Consider the following 16,453-nt stretch of genomic DNA (forward strand, 5'->3'; position numbering starts at 1 on the left):
TGAAGTGTTCTCAAGCGGGAATGAGGGATGACGGGTCGCGCAGACCGACCTGGTCCGGGACCAGGCCGAAGCGCTCGCCATAAGCAGACCGGTGCGCCGTTCCCAGGAACGTCACCGTGTCATGAATGAGTTCAGCCATGCCGCCCGCCAGCCATTCCTCACGGACCTTGCGCGGCACGGTCACCGTGAAGCGCTGCAAGGCACGCAGCCGCTCTCGGGACGGTCCCCACTCGCGCAGGGCCTGGATGTGTGGCTCGACGCCCTCATGGGGTACCACCAGCGCGGCGCTCCAGTCGTTCTCGACGAGTTGGAATCGCTGCGCCACCTCCTTGAAGGAGAGATTCGCTCTCAACTCCTGGATGCCCTTGGCATCGAGCTTCTGGTTCGCGAAGAGCCGCTCGAAGTAGAGGCGGAAGTTCTCAGGGGAAGACAGGTCCAGGTCCGGCCGCTGCGCGAGCAACGAGCGGGTGACATCCTGGGCCGCCTGGGGAACACCTCGGGGCGGTCGAGTCACCGCCTCGAAGACGCGCAGCTCTCCCACCCCGTCGAGGAGCCCTTCGCGATTGCACCGCCCCGCTGCTTGGGCAATCGAGTCGAGTCCACCTAGCGCGCGATAGACGATGGCGAAGTCCAGGTCGACTCCGGCCTCCACCAACTGGGTCGCCACGACGCGCACGGGCTCTCCGCGCGCCTTGCAGGCCTTGATGTCCGCGATCACCGCGGAGCGATGCGCGGGGCACATGAGCGCGGACAAGTGCACGGTGTCCGCGCTCCCCAATCGCGCGTCCACGAGTTCACAGAGCTTCCGCGCATCATCTCGACGGTGCACGATGGCCAGGACGTCCCGCTCCCCCGCCATGGACTCAGCCAGGGCCTCGTAGGACATGGGCGCGGCCTCGGGCTTCGGCCAGGAGACCTTCACGCGCCGCAGCCGCTCGAAGGCGCGCAGCTCCGTGGGCACCAGCTCCCTCACGTGAGGGAATCCGAGCGGCAATCCCGCCCGTTGCCCCAGTGCCGGCTGGGTCGCGGTGGAGATGACGACCGAGCACCCGTAGTCCGCAACGAGCGCCTGGAGCCCACTCAGGATCGGATCCAGCAGTCCCGGCGGCAGGGTCTGCGCCTCATCGAGCACGATGACGCTGCGGGCAATGCGGTGCAGCTTCCGACAGGCTCCTGGGCGATTCGCGAACAGACTCTCCAGGAGCTGGACCGTGGTCGTCACCACCACGGGCGCATCCCAGTTCTCGCTCGCCACGCGATTGAGCGCTGTCTCGCGCTCGGGGTCGATCGCGGAGTGGTGCTCGATGAGCCCGGACTCCAGCCCTGCGAAGGCCTGCCGGTAGACCTCCGCGCTCTGCTCGATGATGGAGGTGTAGGGGATGGCGACGATGACGCGCGGATGGCCATGCGCCAGCGCGTGCTCCAACGCGAAGGCCATGGACGTGAGGGTCTTCCCGCCCCCCGTGGGCACGGTGAGGCTGAAGACGCCCGGAGCCTGCGCCGCCGCCGAGAGCGAGGCACTCAGCACCTCGCGCCGCACGCGGTTGACCTCGGTGTCCCGTGCCCCGCTCTGCTTTTCGTCCAGGTACGCGCGCAGCCGGCCCGCGAGCTGCGCGAGGGTCACCTCCACCTTGCGCTTCTTGTGCTTGTCCGGGTCGAAGAACGATTCCGAGTCCAGGAAGTCCGCGTCGCAGAGGACGGAGAACAGCATCCGCGTCCACATCTCCAATTGGAGCTTGTTGAGCGACAGCAACTTCTGGATGTCGAGAGCGACCGGGGTGTCGAGCAGGTCGGCGGGAACCCCCTGCTTCAGCACCTCCTCCAACAGTGCCTTCTTCTCCGGATTGGAGATGCGCGCCTTGAACTTCGCCAGGTCCGACAACCCGGAGTGGTGCCCCAGAATCGCCAGCGCGAGCGGCAGCCACCGCGCATCCCGACGCAGCGCCCACAAGCCACCCGCGGTCGAGTGGTCGCGCTCCAGCTCTCCCTCTTTCTCCAGGTGCGCCTCGAAGCCGTTCTCGCTTCGGATGCGGAACTGGAAGTCCCGGAGGTACTTCCCCAGGTCATGCCAGAGGCCCGCCGCTCGCGCTGCGCCCGCAAGGTCCGGCCGAGGCGCCAGGCTCGCCGCCAACTTCCCCACCGCCTCGAGATGCTCCCACAACGAATGGAAGCGCCCATCCCGCGTCGCGTGCGCGAGCGGCTCCTCCGGCGGCTTCGCTCGCGGTGCCTCCCCTGCCCCCGTGTCTGGCTGACGGTTCTTCATGCGCCCTCCCGCGCTGAAGACAGTCAGCCATGTCGAACCACGAAGGCCAATCCCCTCGGAGAGGTATGTCGAGAACGTCAGCCTCGACTCAGAGTGGGACCCTCAGACCCCAGTCTCGAATCTGTCTGTCATCAACTCGACAGTCCCTCTCTCCAGACTTGCTACATGCACCCTCAATGCTCTCGCGCGGCGACGTAGCGATCCACCTCGCGGTCCACGGCCGCGGTGAACCGAGGCTCCAGCTCCTCGAGAATCTCCCACTCGGTCTCCAGGGAGCGATTGAGCGTGGGGTGTGCCGAGCGCGGAATGCCAGGCTCCACCGCGATGAGTTCCCGCGGCCCCAGGTTCGCCACGTCGGTTGACGTGTTCAGACCGGAACTCGGGAAGGTGGGCAGGGACTGCTGGCGAGCGAAGGAGAACGCGGTGATGTTGTAGGCCCGCACCACCATCCCGCCCCGCGGCAGCGGATACCCCTGGATGATGGCCTTCGACCAGCGCACGCCCATGTCGTGGCTCCCGCTCATCTTCCAGGGCGTGTGGAGCAGGTACGGATCCGTGCTCGGCAGCAAGGAATAGCCTTGCTCCGACAGGACCTTCTCCGCCGCGTGCATCACCTGGGTGGGTTCCTGGTGATACACGACGAAGCTGCTCGTGCGCTCCTTGAGCATCTTCCGGTCATTGGCGCACCCCACCAGCCCCAGCGCCAACACCAGTCCCCCAAGCACCACGAGCCTTCGCGTCATGTCCTTGCTCCCAGGACCCACTGAAGTGGATGCGGGGCCCCAAGGAATGAACGGCCCGATGCACAGGGCATATCGAACGGTCAGAGCGAGCCCAGGAATGCCAACAGCGCGCTCCGGTCCTCTCGAGACAGACGGACATACATGTCTCGCGACTTCGCCGCCTCACCGCCATGCCAGAGCACGGCCTCCTCCAGGTTTCGCGCCCGACCATCGTGCAGGAAGCGCGTATGCCCACTCACCGCCTCCGTGAGCCCGATGCCCCACAGCGGCGGCGTGCGCCACTCACTGCCCGTGGCCGCGCCATCCGGACGTCCATCCGCGAGCCCCTCGCCCATGTCGTGCAGCAACAGGTCCGTGAACGGGCGGATGGACTGCTTCGACACCTCGGGAAAGCCATCCACGTCGCCGGTCACCATCGGCGTGTCCACATGACAGCCCGAGCATCGCAGCGCGCGGAACACGGCCTTGCCTCGCAGGATGTTCGGCGCGCCTTCGTCCCGGCGCCTCGGGACCGCCAGGAGGCGCGTGTAGAAGAGCAGGCGCTCCAGGTCCTCGGAGGACACCTCGGGGCCCTCCGCGTCCACGCCGTCCCGGTGTCCCTGCTCGCGCGGATAGAGCGTCGTGGTCATCCCCATGTCCGCCAGGAGCGCGTGCGCCACCTGCTGACGCAGCGTCGGCTGGTTCGCCTTCCAGCCGAAGCGACCCAGGCGCGGCCGATGCTCGGTGACGTCCTCCACCCAGTTGGGCCGCCCCGAGATTCCGTCTCCATCCGCGTCGTCGGGGTCCGCTCGCGCCAGGAGCATCTCCTCGGGGATGGCCTCCAGCAATCCCAATCCAGGATTGGCGGGCGCGACCCGGGGCGAGAAACGCGCGCCCTCTTCCAGCTCGCCCTGAGACACGTCCATGAAGCGATAGCGCGGCGAGGTCAGGGAATAGGACTCGCCCGTGGCGAACGCACCGGTGCGCGTGTTCCAGGTCACCTCGACCCAGCCCTCCGCGACCTGTCCCTCCACGGCGTGCGAATCGAGCTGTCCGCCGTATCGCTCGTGAGGCAGCGCCCCCATGGGCGCGCTCAATTGAAACACCAGTGAGACAGGCCGCTCGGTGGCCTCTGCCGGAGGACGTCCACGGCCGTCCTTCACGTGGCATGTCATGCAGGAGGAGGCGCTGAAGAGTGGCCCCACGGGGATGGGCGCGAAGCGGGGCTCGCTCCAATCCCGCTCGAAGACACCCTTGCCCACGTAGAACGAGGGCCACCGGGACGGGTCCAGGTTCATGGGCGAGCGCCCGAAGGAATTGATGCCCGTGTCCGCCACCGTGGTGGCGCCGCCCAGGAGGGCTTCATCCTCCTCGACCGAGGCGCGGATATCTCCCAGGTCGAGCACGTCGGACCGGCAGCCCGCCCCGCTCCCCAGCAGCGCGAGCAATCCCACACACCACGCGGCGCGCATCACGGCGTTCCTCCCGGGAATGAACAGACATGAGGCACCGGGCAGGACTCCCCCCTGCCCGGCACCTCGGAGACTTCAGACCGCGATGACTGGGATTACCGAGCCGCCGTGACGTACTCGCTGGTGATGTTCATGTCACCGGCCGAGCCGCGCACGTCGATGCCCGTGAAGCTCTGGTAGGGATACGCACCCAGGGCGATGGTCTCGATGAACTCGACCTCGTCACCGACGATGTCCTTGCCGTCGATGTTCACCGTGAAGGGCTGCTCGGCCGTCTTCACGCTCCAAGCGCAGGCGCCGATTGCGCCCTTGCCGTGGTTGGAGATGGAGTGGAAGTCCACGTCGAACTGGTAGAAGTCCGTCTGGAGGGCCATCCACTTGAGGAAGTCCCGCCAGTTGGTGAAGGTGATGACCATGCCCGCCGGCTGGCTGGTCGAGCCCGTCAGCGTGCCGTTGTGATAGACATTCATGATGTAGCCCGAGCCGCCCGGGCCGCCCGTGAAGGAAGGCTTCAGCACCGCCTCGCCCTTCGTCTTGCCCTGGAGGACCTGGAGGCTGCTGACCACCTGGTCACCCGAGCGGGCAGCCAGGGTCAGCGCGGCCTGGTCGCCCTCGAGGCGAACCTGGGACGTCTGCGACCAACGCACGGCCTTGGCGAAGTTGCTGGAAACGCCGTCGGACTTCGCGCTCGCGAGCCCCTGGACCAGCACGCCCTTCTCGGACGCGGTCACGCTCGCCTTGCCCAGCGCGCAATGAGAGACACCATCGAACCGCTGGACGCAGGAGGACTCGGCCTTCGCCTCCTGGTTCGCGATCTCAGGGTTGGTGTTGGCATCGTCGGGGCCAGCCTGACAACCCGCAGCCAGAGACAGGATGGCCGCGGTCATGAGGCGGCCGGTCAGCTTCCACTGCATGTCATACCTCTTGGTGAGAGAAGAACCAGCGTCCCCGCCCTCCAAGAACCGTGAGCCCTGCCCCCCAGTGGCTCGCGTTTCTCTTCAGGCGGTCGCGGCTCTTCACTGCACTGTTCGCGCCAAGCCGTGAAACACCCGGCGAGACATGCGCTTCCGAGTGAGACAGGCACAGGTGTCTCGGGCGCGTGTGGCGCGGCCCGTCTCAATCCCATGCGGGCCTGTATCACGCCTTGTTACAGGCCCTCGTCCGGGACGCTAGCGGCCGGGCAAACGCAGGTCGCGCGAGCGGAAGAGCAGCCCGGACGCGGTGGCGGGCGCGAGCACCGACGCGACGATGACCGCCCAGTCCCCGGGCCCTCGCGCGCGGGCGGCGTTGAAGGCCGCGGCCTGGAGAAAGGTCAGGCACGCATCCGCCGCCGTGAGCCCACCCAGCGCGGTCGCCAGCCGGTCACTCCACCGACGCACGAGCGCGAACAGCCCCGCGGCCAGCCCGACATCGAAGAGCACCCAACCCCACTGCACGGACGCGGAGGGGAACCAACGCGCACTCAACGGCAGGGCCAGCAGCGCCGTCCAGGGCACGAGCAGCACGGCCAACAGGTGCACGAGGAGGCGCGGCCGGCGCACCAGCGTGGCCAACCCGAAGAGCACGAGGCTGCCCTGGGCGAAGGCTCGCAGCGCGTCGTACACCGCCAGCGGCCCGCTCCCACCGGGTGGATAGGACAAGGAGATGGGCACCCACGCGTCCGGTCGGAACTTCGCCTTGAACGCGTGCAGCCCCTCGAAGTCGAACAGGGGACGGCCGCAGGCCCGCGCCAATCGCAGCCACGGCCGCACCGGCCCCGCCAGGGGTGCGAGGCCCAGCGTCACGTAGCGACGTCCCTCGGATGCCGCCGCGCGCATCGCCGCGTCCACCAGCAGCTCCACCGTGCCGTTGGGCGCGCTCGGGTCCCGCAGCAGGTCCTGGAGGAACCAGCCGTCGCGCGCGTACACGGGCGACACGGACAGGAAGCCTCGGACCTGCCCCTCCACCTCCGCCACGAAGGCGCGCCGCTCTCGTGCGAAGGCCGAAGGCGCCAGCCGCACCAGGAAGCCCATGGGGGCCATGCGCCGCGCCGCCAACCAGCGCTCCATCAACGCCCCCACCGCGCGATGCGTGGGATGCGCCGCGTCCTCCATCACCTCGGCGGAGACCTCACGCACGATGACGCGGTGGGCTCGGGCGCGGCGCAGTTGCTCGCGGAGGCTCCGGCTGCCCCGCACCACCGCTTCCCACCGCGCCGGGTCCCATACGGGCTGCTCGCCCACGGAGAGCTGCTCCACCTGGGTCAGCTCGGCGAAGCGAGGCTCGGTGGCGAAGAAGCACACGCGCCGGCCCGCGTCTCGCGCGGCTTGCTGGAACTCGAGCGTCACCTCGCGCACCCGCTCGTGCGCGGCGATGGGCGCGCCCGCCGCCACCCACGCGCCGCCCGTGTCCACGTAGGCGACACATCCGTCGCCCGCCGCGTCGAACCAATACGCGAAGCCGGGCTGGAGCACCTGGAACGACGTGGCGTTCCAGCCGTACTGGCGCAGCAGCGACAACACCCGGGCGCGCTCGACGTCCGGCCGGGATGGAATGGCGTCCTCCACGAGGTGCGACTCCTCAGCCCGCGTGCGTCGCGCGCGGCGTCAACGGGCGCGTGGGCTTCAGGCCTTGCTCCACCCGCCGCGCATTGTCCAATCGCTGCCGATGCGCGGACAACAAGTCGCTGCGGGTGACGATGCCCACCACGCGCGTGGGGGCGTCTCGGCGCACCACGGGCAGGCGGCCCACGCCCTCCTCCACCATCAGGTCCGCTGCCTCGCGCAGCGAGCTGTCCTCGAAGGCCACCGCCAGCGGGCGCTTCAGCAGCTCGGCCACCCGCCTGCCTCCGGGCACCGCGCCATCCAGCAAGTCCCTGCGTGTGAGGACGCCCATCAGCGCGCCGTCGGGCGCCACCACGGGGAAGCCCTGGTGCCGGGTGCCCTCCGCGCCCGAGCCGAACCACGCGCGCACGTCCTCCAAGGTGCGCTCGGAGGCCAGCGTCACCACCTGGCGCGCGGCATGGTCCTTCACCAGCGCCTGGCTCAGCGGATCCACGCCGTACTCGGTGAGGACGCGCCCACCCCGCCGCGCCAGCTTCTCCGTCATGATGGAGTGGCGCATCAGCAACGACGACACGAGGTACGCCGCCGAGCACCCGCCCAGGAGCGGCAAGAGGCCCATGGGCTGACGCGTGGTCTCGAAGGCGAAGACGACGGAGGCCAACAGCGCGCGCGAGGCGCCCGCGAAGATGGCCGCCATGCCCACCAGCGCGGCGATGCGCACGTCCACGCCCAGCTGCGGCGCCAGCAGCGTGGCCAGGAGCCCCAGCCCCGAGCCCAGTCCGCCGCCCAGGGTGAAGAGCGGCGCCAGGGTGCCACCGGACGTGCCGCTGCCCAGCGCGATGGACCAGGACACGAACTTCATCACGCAGAACAGCAACATGGCCGAGCCCACGAAGCGGCCAGAGAGGATGTCCTCGATGTTGGTGTAGCCCACGCCCAACGTGCGCGGAGAGAACCAGCCCACCCCGCCCACCACCACCGCGCCCAGCGCCGGCCACCACATCCAGTGCAGCGGCAGCTTCTCGAACGCGTCCTCAATGGCATACACGGCCTTGGTGGCGCCCATGGAGGCCAGGCCCACCACCGCGCCCATGACGATGTAGAACGCCAGCGCGGGACCCGACGGCGCCACCAGGTCCGGCATGGCGAAGGCCGGCGCGCCGCCCACGAAGGCCATGCGTACGCCCGTGGCCGTCGCCGTGGCCAGCGCCACGGGGATGACCGAGCGCGGCCGGTACTCGAACAGCAGCAACTCGACCGCCAGCAGCACGGCCGACACCGGCGCGCCGAACGTCGCCGCCATGCCCGCCGCCGCGCCCGCGGCCAGCAGGGCCTTGCGCTCATCCGCCGTCACGCGCAGCAGCTGCCCCAAGAGCGAGCCCAGCGCGCCGCCCGTGGCGATGATGGGTCCCTCGGCGCCGAACGGCCCGCCCGTGCCGATGGCCACGGCGGCGGACAGCGGCTTGAGGAACGTCATGCGCGGCGGGATGCGGCTCTGGTTGTAGAGCACCTGCTCCATGGCCTCGGGGATGCCGTGGCCTCGGATGGCGCGCGAGCCGTAGCGGGCCATGAAGCCCACCACCACCGCGCCCACCACCGGCACGCCGATGACCCACGGGCCGAGCGCGTGGTCCGCGGGAGACAGGTTCTCCGTCGACAAGCGCCCGAAGAAGGCGATGTTGGTGAACAGGTGGATGAGGGCCCCCAGGCCCTGGGCCACCAGCCCCGCGGCGATCGCCAACAGCACCGCCATGCCGCTGATGAACACCACGCGGCCATCCACGGGCTCCACGGCCCGAGGCCAGCGCTGATCCGCCAGCGTGGGCCCCATGGAGGGCGCGACCGGCAAGCGCGCCCGCGCCTCGGGCCCTTCTCCGTGACCTTCCTCTACCCGCTCCAGCTCAGGCCTCTTCATGGGATGAACCTCGTGTCCTCTTGCCCCGCGCACGGGGCTCGTCTTCAAAAAAGAGCGGGGCCTCGTCACCCTCCAGGCCCAGCTCGGAAACCCATGCCGTGAGCCCACGCGCCAGCCCCGCGCGCGTGGCGGGGTCCAGGGCGCGCAGCCCGGTGATGAGGCGGGCTTGCGCCATCGGCGGGGCATCCCGCACCACGGCGCGTCCATCCGGCGTCAGGGACACCTCCACCCGACGGCCGTCCTCGGCGGAGGCTCCGCGGCTCACGAGTCCTCGCTCGATGAGCTTCGTCACCACCACGGACACGCTGCTCTGGTGCGTGAGCGTGCGCGCGGCCAGCTCGTTGATGGAGCACGGCCCGCCCTCCGCCAACTGCTGGAGCACGAAGAGCTGCGCGCCGCTGATGCCCACCAGCCGCTCCGACGCCCGAGCGGAGACGCGCAGCAGCCTCACCAGCCGCCGCACGCCATCCATCACCGCGCGCACCTCGGCTGGGTCTTCCGTTCGCTTTGTATGGGAGCCCATATATTTGCGCGGAAGGTACGCGCCGGCTCCACGCGTCGCAAGCGGGAGTGCGGGCGCGCTCGGCCTGAAGCAGGGCTTCCGGACAGCGCGGCGTTAGGCCACCTGCTGGCTCCCCGCAGCGCTGGGCAATGAACAAAAGGGTGGGGGCACGACTCCGGCGCGCCGGGCCTCGCAGTATGGACACCCAGGGCTCTCCAGCCAGGAGCGAGGGGTTTGAGACATTTCCGGATGACCGGCGCGCGTGGCGCGGCCGTGCTGTCGTGGTGCATCGGGTGCGCGCTGTGGCTCCCGACCGAGGCGCTCGCGGAGCCGCGCACCAACGTGGGGCGCTGGCTTACCACCGACGCCGCCGAGGGGCTGGATGCGCCGGTGCTCGGCCTCCAACGCTCGGCCTTGCCGCTTGTCGCGGGGCTCGCGGTGGACACGTCGGTGTACGGCGACGCGCTGCTCGCGCTCAACGCGGGGCTGCGCTGGTCAGGAGCGGTCGGACCGCACCGGCTCGTGCTCGGCGCGCGCTACACGCACCTGGTGGGCCGCTCGGTGTACTCGAGCATCGTCACATCCAAGGAGCCGGCCCTCGAGCGCTTCTCTCCGGAGCTGTCCGGCCCCAGCTTCTACGCGGTCTATGGCGTGAGCCTGGGCTCGGTGCTGATTCAAGGCGAGGCGCGCTACGCCACCTTTGACACGGACTACCTGTCGCTCACGGCCACCGCCGCGTGGAACTTCCTGGGGCACTGGTCGCTCGTCGCCGAGGGCGGCGTGCGCATCAAGGGAGGCGACACGCCGCGTGGCGCGCTCGGCGTGCGGTATGGCGGCGAGCACCTGGGATTGGGCGTGGGGCTGGCCTACGTGGACCTCAGCGACCCAGCGCTTCCGGGCAAGGACCTACCCGTGCTCCCCGTAATCGATCTCTCCTGGATCTTCCGATGACGACCCGCGCGCTCGCCCTGATGTGCTTGATGCTGTCCGCGTGCTCCGCGGAGATCGAGGTCCAGACGGATCCGATCAACCAATCGGTGCCCGTCACGTCATTGCTGGCCCCGGTCTACGCGGAGGTGGCCATCGACCTGCCCGAGGAGACGCGCAGCGTGGACGTCACCGTCAACGCGGTGTCCTCCACCCTCACCGTGGTGAACCCCACCCAGACCTTGACGCTGCGACTGGGGGCTCGCTTGTCCTTCACCGGCAAGGCCACGCCCACGGAGCCCGTGCTCTACACGGACATCAACCGCCCCGCGTACTTCGACCAGGCCACGGTGCTGTTGCCCACGCGTGACTTCGCGGCCAACACCCGCACGCCGCTCACCCTGGAGAGCCCCGCGCTCGCGCAGGCCCTGGGCAAGCCTCGGGTGTGGCTCATCCTCGACAACACCGTGGCGCGCGCGGGAGGACTTCCGCTCGAGCCGCTGCCGGTCAACGTCCAGCTCCAGGACATCGTCTTCCACGCCACCGTCACCAAGCAGTTCCCCGGGCTCGGCGGCGCGCTGGAGGTCGGCGGGCTCTAGGCGCTCAGCCCTCTTCCTCGACAGGCTCTTCCGCGTCACCCGCTCCGGCCGGGGCGCGGCCCAGGAGGCGATCCACCTCGCCGTGCGCCTCTTCGGCCTGCGCGTGGGTGATGCGGTGGACCGTCTCCAGCTGCGTCACGATGCGATGCGCGTGGCGCCACAGCGCGGGCGAGCCCGAGGTGGGCGAGCGCTTGCGCGGCGCGGGCAGCATGGCGGCGAGGATGGCGCCCTGGGCCACGGAGACCTGGGCCGCGGGCACGCCGAAGTGCTCGCGCGCGCCCGCGTCGATGCCGTAGACGCCGTTGCCCCACTCGACGACGTTCAGGTACAGCGTGAGGATTCGCTTCTTGGTGAGCGCGTCCTCCAGCCGACGCGCCAGCACCAGCTCCTTGCCCTTGCGCCAGAGGCTGCGGTCCGTGGACAGCCAGAGGTTCTTGGCGAGCTGCTGCGTGATGGTGGACGCGCCGCGACCCAGCTTGTGCTTGCGCACCGACTCCTCCACGGCGCGGGCCAGCTCCACCGTGTCCACGCCATCGTGCAGGTAGAAGCTGGCGTCCTCGGAGATGACCACCGCGTCCACCGCGTGCTTCGCGATGGAGGACAGGGGCACCCACTGCTGGCGGCGGCGCGCCTTCTTCCCTTCCTCGCGAGCCTCCTCCGCGCGCTGCTCGATGAGCGCCGTCGTCTTCGGATTCTGCGCGGCCAGCCACGTCGCGTCGGGCAACGTGAGGTAGGCGTGCGCCCCGAAGCCCAACAGCACCACGAGCGCCAGCATCAGCCAGCGTCCCCAGCGCGTCTGCGAGCGACGGCGCACCGTCCGCGTCTTGCGGGTGGTGACCTGGGAAGGGGGGCGAGAATCCGGCTTGGACCGGCGCGCCGGCGGCGAGGTGGCCATCGGGGCCTGTCTCTAGCGCCTCCCTCCCGCCTCGTCACGATTCGAGCGGCAGCTCGAGGACAAAACACGCGCCCTGGCCCGGCTGGCTGCTCGCTGACACCGTGCCGCCATGCGCCTCGGCGATCTGCCGGGTGAGGAAGAGGCCCAGCCCCAGCCCGCCATATCGCCGCGAGGAGACGGCCCGCTCGAACCGCCCGAAGATGCGCTCCAGCGCGTCCTCCGGCACGCCGATGCCGTGGTCGCACACCTGAAGCCGCACCCGGCGCTCGCCCTCGCGCGCCAGGGACACCTCCACGGGCTGACCCGCGCCGAACTTGATGGCGTTGGCCAGCAGGTTGGTGAGCGCCTGCTCCAGCCGGGCCCGGTCCCACGTCCCCATGAGCCGAGGCGCCACCGACGCGCGCAGCTCGCAGCCGGCGCGGGCCGCCGCGTCGCGGAAGCGCTCCACCACCTCCAGCACCAGCTCGGACAGGTCCATCGACTCGCGTCGCAGCTCCAGCCGACCGGTGTTGATGCGCCCCACGTCCAGCAGGTTCTCCACCAACTGCGTGAGCCGCGACACCTGCCGCGCCAGCAGCTGCACCTTGTCCCGCACCTCGTCCGGAACGTCTGGCCGCCGCAGCCGAGCCTCCAGCCCGTGCACCCGCAGCGTCAGCGCGGCCAACGGCGTGCGCATCTCGTGCGCGGCGATGGCGATGAACTCGTCTCGCGCGGCGATGGCCTCGCGAGCCTCGTCGAACAACCGCGCCCGCTCCAATGCCTGGGCGCAGCGGCGCGCCAGGTCCTCCGCCAGCGCCTGCGCGCCTTGCCCCAACGGCGGAGACGCGGGCCCCGTGCACACCGTCAGCGCGCCCACCACCTGCCCTCCCGTCCACATCGGCGCCACCAACCCCGAGCCACCCGGTCCCCGCCACGAACGATTGAACTCCGACAGCGATGGATCCAGCGGGCGCGCGGAGCACGTGCCCGCGCTCGCCAGGGGCTCCATCGTCCGGTCCGGTCGCATCAACCAGAGGGCGGCGCCGTCACACAGCTCCGGCACCAGCAACTCCAACACGCGCGGCAGCGTGCCCCGCCAGTCGAGTGACTCGCCCAACACCGCGCCGGCCTGGGCCAGGACGCGCTGGGCCTTCTCGGCCCGACTGCGCTCGGCCGCGACCGCCGCGAGCGTCAGCCCGGACAAGGTCAGCACCGCGAGGAACGTCTGGACGGACAACACCTGTTCATTGCTGTCCACGCTCAACGTGCCAAAGGGACCCAGCCCCAGGCTCGTGTACCAGATGGCGACGGAGCCCATCATCGCGGCCACCGTCGCCGCGCCTCGCGGCCCCATGCGCAGCGCGGCGGTGATGACCACGGGGAACGCCGCGTAGGGCAGCGTGGCGAGGATGCCCGGCGAGGACTCGTTCGCGGGCTGACGGAAGAGGAACGCCGTCACGAGCACCGCGACCGCGACCACCAGCCCCACCTCCAGCCCCGAGGCCAGCCGCGGCACGCGCGAGCGCAGCGGCCACCACGTCAGCAGCACGGGCGCGACCAGCACGGTGCCCAGGGCGTCACTGAGCCACCAGCTCACCCACTCACGCCAGAACGAGGGAGACTGCAACCACTGCACGGACGCGAGCGCGCCCAGCGTCGCGCTCGGCAACGCCGCGACGAGCGAGCCCAGCACCAGCAGGCCCGCGACCTCCCGCACCCGGATGAGCAGCACGGGCGTCCCCAGCACCTGACGCATCAGCACCGCGCCCAGGCCCATGCGCAGCGCGTTGCCCAGTCCCCACAAGAGGCCCACCTGCGAGGGGAAGCCCTGCGCCACGGCGATGCCGAACTCCACCCCCAGCACGGCGGTCAGGAGCGCCGGCCACATGCGGAGGGGCGAGCGCAGCAGGAAGGCGAGGCTCACGCCGGCGGGCAGCCACACCGCCGAGCCGCGCAGGGGCTCGAAGAGGAAGCGCGCGCTGATGCGCTGCAAAGCGAGAAAGGCGACTCCCAGGGCGAGGGCGCGTCCCCAGGTCGCTCCCAGCGCGGCCCTCACGCGGGATGCGCCGGGCAAGACCTCCATGCCACCTCCTCCGCTCCAACCTATGCTCCGTCCGCCTGGGAGGCTTTGTCAGAGCAGGCCGGCAGCCCACCCCCACCTCGGGCGCCGCCTCGCTTGTGGCGCGCCGCGCGCATCCCCATCCCTTGCTGGCGACATCAGCTGGGGAGGTCCACCATGAGGTTCATCGCCTGGTTCGAAGCGCTGGGACGCCGGGACACCCCCACCGTGGGAGGCAAGGGCGCCAACCTGGGAGAGATGACCCACGCGGGCCTGCCCGTCCCCCCGGGCTTCGTCGTCACCGTGGAGGCCTTCCGCACCTTCGTGCACGACAACGGCCTGGGCGAGGCGCTCGGCTCGGAGCTGAACACGCTGCCCGTGGATGATGCCGCCGCGCTCCACTCCGCCGCGGAGACGCTCCAAGCGCGCGTGCGTCGCGCGCCCCTGCCACCCGCCGTGCGCACGGCCATCGTGGAGGCCTACGCCGAGCTGGGTCGCAAGGTGGACTCGGGTGCCTCTCCCTGGGTCGCGGCGCGCTCCTCCGCCACGGTGGAGGACGCGGCCCAGTCCTCGTTCGCGGGCATGTTCCGCAGCCACCTCAACGTGCGCGGCGCGGAGGAGCTGCTGCGCCGCGTGCAGGACTGCTGGGCCTCGGCCTTCGGCGCGCGCGTCCTCTTCTACCGCGCGAAGCAGGGGCTCGCCGCCACCGAGCAGCTCGTGGCCGTCGTCGTCCAGAAGATGGTGGCGTCGGAGAAGTCCGGCGTCATGTTCACGCTGGACCCCACCTCGGGCGACACCGGGCGCGTCGTCATCGAGACCGCGTGGGGCCTGGGCGAGACGGTGGTGTCGGGACAGGTGGAGCCGGACCGCATCGTGCTCGACAAGCGCGACCTCTCCGTGAAGGAGCGCGTCGTATCCCACAAGGAGCGGGAGCTGGTGCGCGACCGGGACAGCGGCGTCACGCGCATGCGCCCCGTGCCGCCCGAGCGCGCCGACGCGGCGTGCCTCTCCGAGGATGAAGCGCGCGCCCTCGCCCGACTGGGTCTGCGCGCCGAGAAGCACTACGGCCGGCCGCAGGACCTGGAGTTCGCCATCGAGGAGGGCCACACCTATCTGGTGCAGACGCGGCCCGTCACCACGAAGGGCCCGCGCGCTCCCGCGGAAGGGGAAGCACGCCCCACCGACGCGAAGTCGAGCGGGGGCGAGGTGCTGCTGCGCGGACTCGGGGCCAGTCCCAGCGTGGGCAGCGGACGCGTGCGCGTGCTGCGCACGCCCGACGAGGGCCCGAAGCTGGAGCCCGGCGAGGTGCTGGTGACGGGCATGACGACGCCGGACTGGGTGCCCTTCATGCGGCGCGCGTCGGCCATCGTCACCGACAGCGGCGGCATGACGAGCCACGCGGCCATCGTGTCGCGCGAGCTGGGCCTGCCCTGCGTGGTGGGCACGCACTCCGCCACGTCGGCGCTGCGCGACGGCACGGTGGTGACGGTGGACGGGCGCACGGGCACCATCCGCGCGGGCGCCACCGAGGCATCGAAGGCCCCGCGCACAGCCCCGGTCTCCTCCGGCGTCGAGCCCGTCACCGGCACGCGCCTGTACGTCAACCTGGGCGAGGCCTCGCGCGCCGAAGAGGTGAGCGCGCTGCCCGTGGACGGCGTGGGGCTGCTGCGCGCCGAGTTCCTGCTGCTGGAAGCATTGGAAGGCAAACACCCGCGCCTGCTGCTGGAGCGCGGCCAGTCACGGGCCTTCGTGGAGCGGCTGTCGCACGGGCTGGACACCATCGCCCGCGCCTTCCACCCGCGCCCCGTCATCTACCGAAGCACGGACTTTCGCACCAACGAGTTCCGAGGACTGGAGGGCGGCGAGCGCTTCGAGCCCGCCGAGGCCAACCCGATGATCGGGTATCGGGGCTGCTTCCGCTACGTGAGCGAGCCGGACCTCTTCAAGCTGGAGCTGGAGGCGCTGCGCGACGTGCGCTCGCGCTCGGACAACCTCCACCTGATGATTCCCTTCGTGCGCACCGCCTGGGAGTTGGAGGCGTGCCGCGACCTCGTGCTCCAGAGCGGCCTGCGCCCCGGGCATCACTTCCAGCTCTGGGTGATGGCCGAGGTCCCCTCCGTGGTGCATTGGATTCCCGAATACGCGCGCCTGGGCGCCACGGGGGTGTCCATTGGCTCCAATGACTTGACCCAGCTCATCCTCGGCGTGGACCGGGACAGCTCGAGGTGCGCCCCCCTCTACGACGAGCGGGATCCGGCCGTGTTGGACGCCCTGCGTCGCATCATCCGCGCCGCCCAGCGCGCGGGGATGACGGCCTCCATCTGCGGGCAGGCCCCCTCGGTCCACCCCGACTACGCCGAGGCGCTGGTGGACTGGGGCATCGACTCCATCTCCGTCACGCCCGACGCCGTGGCCGCCACCCGGCGACACATCGCGTCCGCCGAGCAGCGCCTGCTCCTGCGCGAGCGCCGGTCCCCCCGACGCCGCCGGTAGGTCCCACCCCAGGGCCCCGAGGGGATGGTGCGCCGTGTAGCGCCGGACACCTCGGTGGCCCCGGACGCGTGTTTTGCATCCGGC

Annotated in this window: 12 protein-coding genes; 3 read left to right on the top strand and 9 right to left on the bottom strand. The window is 70.5% G+C overall.

Going from position 1 to position 16,453, the window contains the following annotated elements:
- Window positions 1-10: 10 nt before the first annotated feature.
- From JGU66_22315 to JGU66_22345, 7 genes are all read right to left on the bottom strand, one after another.
- On the bottom strand, window positions 11-2,263 hold the full coding sequence (locus JGU66_22315; GenBank protein MBJ6763512.1) for a CRISPR-associated endonuclease Cas3'': 2,253 nt from the start codon (window positions 2,261-2,263) through the stop codon (window positions 11-13).
- Between the two features lie 173 nt (window positions 2,264-2,436).
- A complete protein-coding gene (locus JGU66_22320) occupies window positions 2,437-3,006 on the bottom strand; it encodes a hypothetical protein (GenBank protein MBJ6763513.1) in 570 nt (189 codons plus the stop codon).
- 80 nt (window positions 3,007-3,086) lie between these two features.
- Window positions 3,087-4,457, bottom strand: a complete 1,371-nt coding sequence (locus JGU66_22325) for a c-type cytochrome (GenBank protein MBJ6763514.1) — start codon at window positions 4,455-4,457, stop codon at window positions 3,087-3,089.
- A gap of 95 nt (window positions 4,458-4,552) precedes the next feature.
- Entirely contained in the window at window positions 4,553-5,371 is an 819-nt protein-coding gene (locus JGU66_22330; GenBank protein ID MBJ6763515.1) for a hypothetical protein, read from the bottom strand.
- Between the two features lie 255 nt (window positions 5,372-5,626).
- Window positions 5,627-7,003 carry a DUF2156 domain-containing protein gene (locus tag JGU66_22335; protein MBJ6763516.1) on the bottom strand — a complete coding sequence of 459 codons (1,377 nt, stop codon included), beginning with the start codon at window positions 7,001-7,003 and terminating at the stop codon, window positions 5,627-5,629.
- 13 nt (window positions 7,004-7,016) lie between these two features.
- Window positions 7,017-8,915: a chloride channel protein gene (locus JGU66_22340; protein MBJ6763517.1), complete on the bottom strand. Its 1,899-nt coding sequence runs from the start codon at window positions 8,913-8,915 to the stop codon at window positions 7,017-7,019.
- A complete protein-coding gene (locus JGU66_22345; GenBank protein ID MBJ6763518.1) occupies window positions 8,902-9,387 on the bottom strand; it encodes a winged helix-turn-helix transcriptional regulator in 486 nt (161 codons plus the stop codon). Before JGU66_22345 ends, JGU66_22340 begins: the two co-directional genes overlap by 14 nt.
- A 279-nt stretch (window positions 9,388-9,666) precedes the next feature.
- Between JGU66_22345 and JGU66_22350 the strand changes: the two genes are divergently transcribed.
- Together JGU66_22350 and JGU66_22355 are read left to right on the top strand one after the other, a co-directional pair.
- Window positions 9,667-10,368, top strand: coding sequence for a hypothetical protein (locus JGU66_22350; GenBank protein ID MBJ6763519.1), 702 nt, complete (start codon window positions 9,667-9,669; stop codon window positions 10,366-10,368).
- Window positions 10,365-10,943, top strand: a complete 579-nt coding sequence (locus tag JGU66_22355) for a hypothetical protein (protein MBJ6763520.1) — start codon at window positions 10,365-10,367, stop codon at window positions 10,941-10,943. The genes JGU66_22350 and JGU66_22355 overlap by 4 nt, the downstream gene beginning before the upstream one ends.
- Before the next feature lie 4 nt (window positions 10,944-10,947).
- Here the strand turns inward: JGU66_22355 and mtgA are convergent, their stop codons facing one another.
- On the bottom strand, window positions 10,948-11,838 hold the full coding sequence (gene mtgA, locus JGU66_22360; GenBank protein MBJ6763521.1) for a monofunctional biosynthetic peptidoglycan transglycosylase: 891 nt from the start codon (window positions 11,836-11,838) through the stop codon (window positions 10,948-10,950).
- Window positions 11,839-11,872: 34 nt separating this feature from the next.
- Window positions 11,873-13,900 carry an MASE1 domain-containing protein gene (locus JGU66_22365; GenBank protein MBJ6763522.1) on the bottom strand — a complete coding sequence of 676 codons (2,028 nt, stop codon included), beginning with the start codon at window positions 13,898-13,900 and terminating at the stop codon, window positions 11,873-11,875.
- A 153-nt stretch (window positions 13,901-14,053) separates the two neighbouring features.
- Here JGU66_22365 and ppsA point away from each other — a divergent pair, with 153 nt between their 5' ends.
- Window positions 14,054-16,369, top strand: a complete 2,316-nt coding sequence (gene ppsA / locus JGU66_22370) for a phosphoenolpyruvate synthase (protein ID MBJ6763523.1) — start codon at window positions 14,054-14,056, stop codon at window positions 16,367-16,369.
- The last annotated feature ends 84 nt before the right edge of the window (window positions 16,370-16,453 follow it).

The organism is Myxococcaceae bacterium JPH2 (assembly GCA_016458225.1).
Taxonomy (GTDB): Bacteria; Myxococcota; Myxococcia; order Myxococcales; family Myxococcaceae; genus Citreicoccus.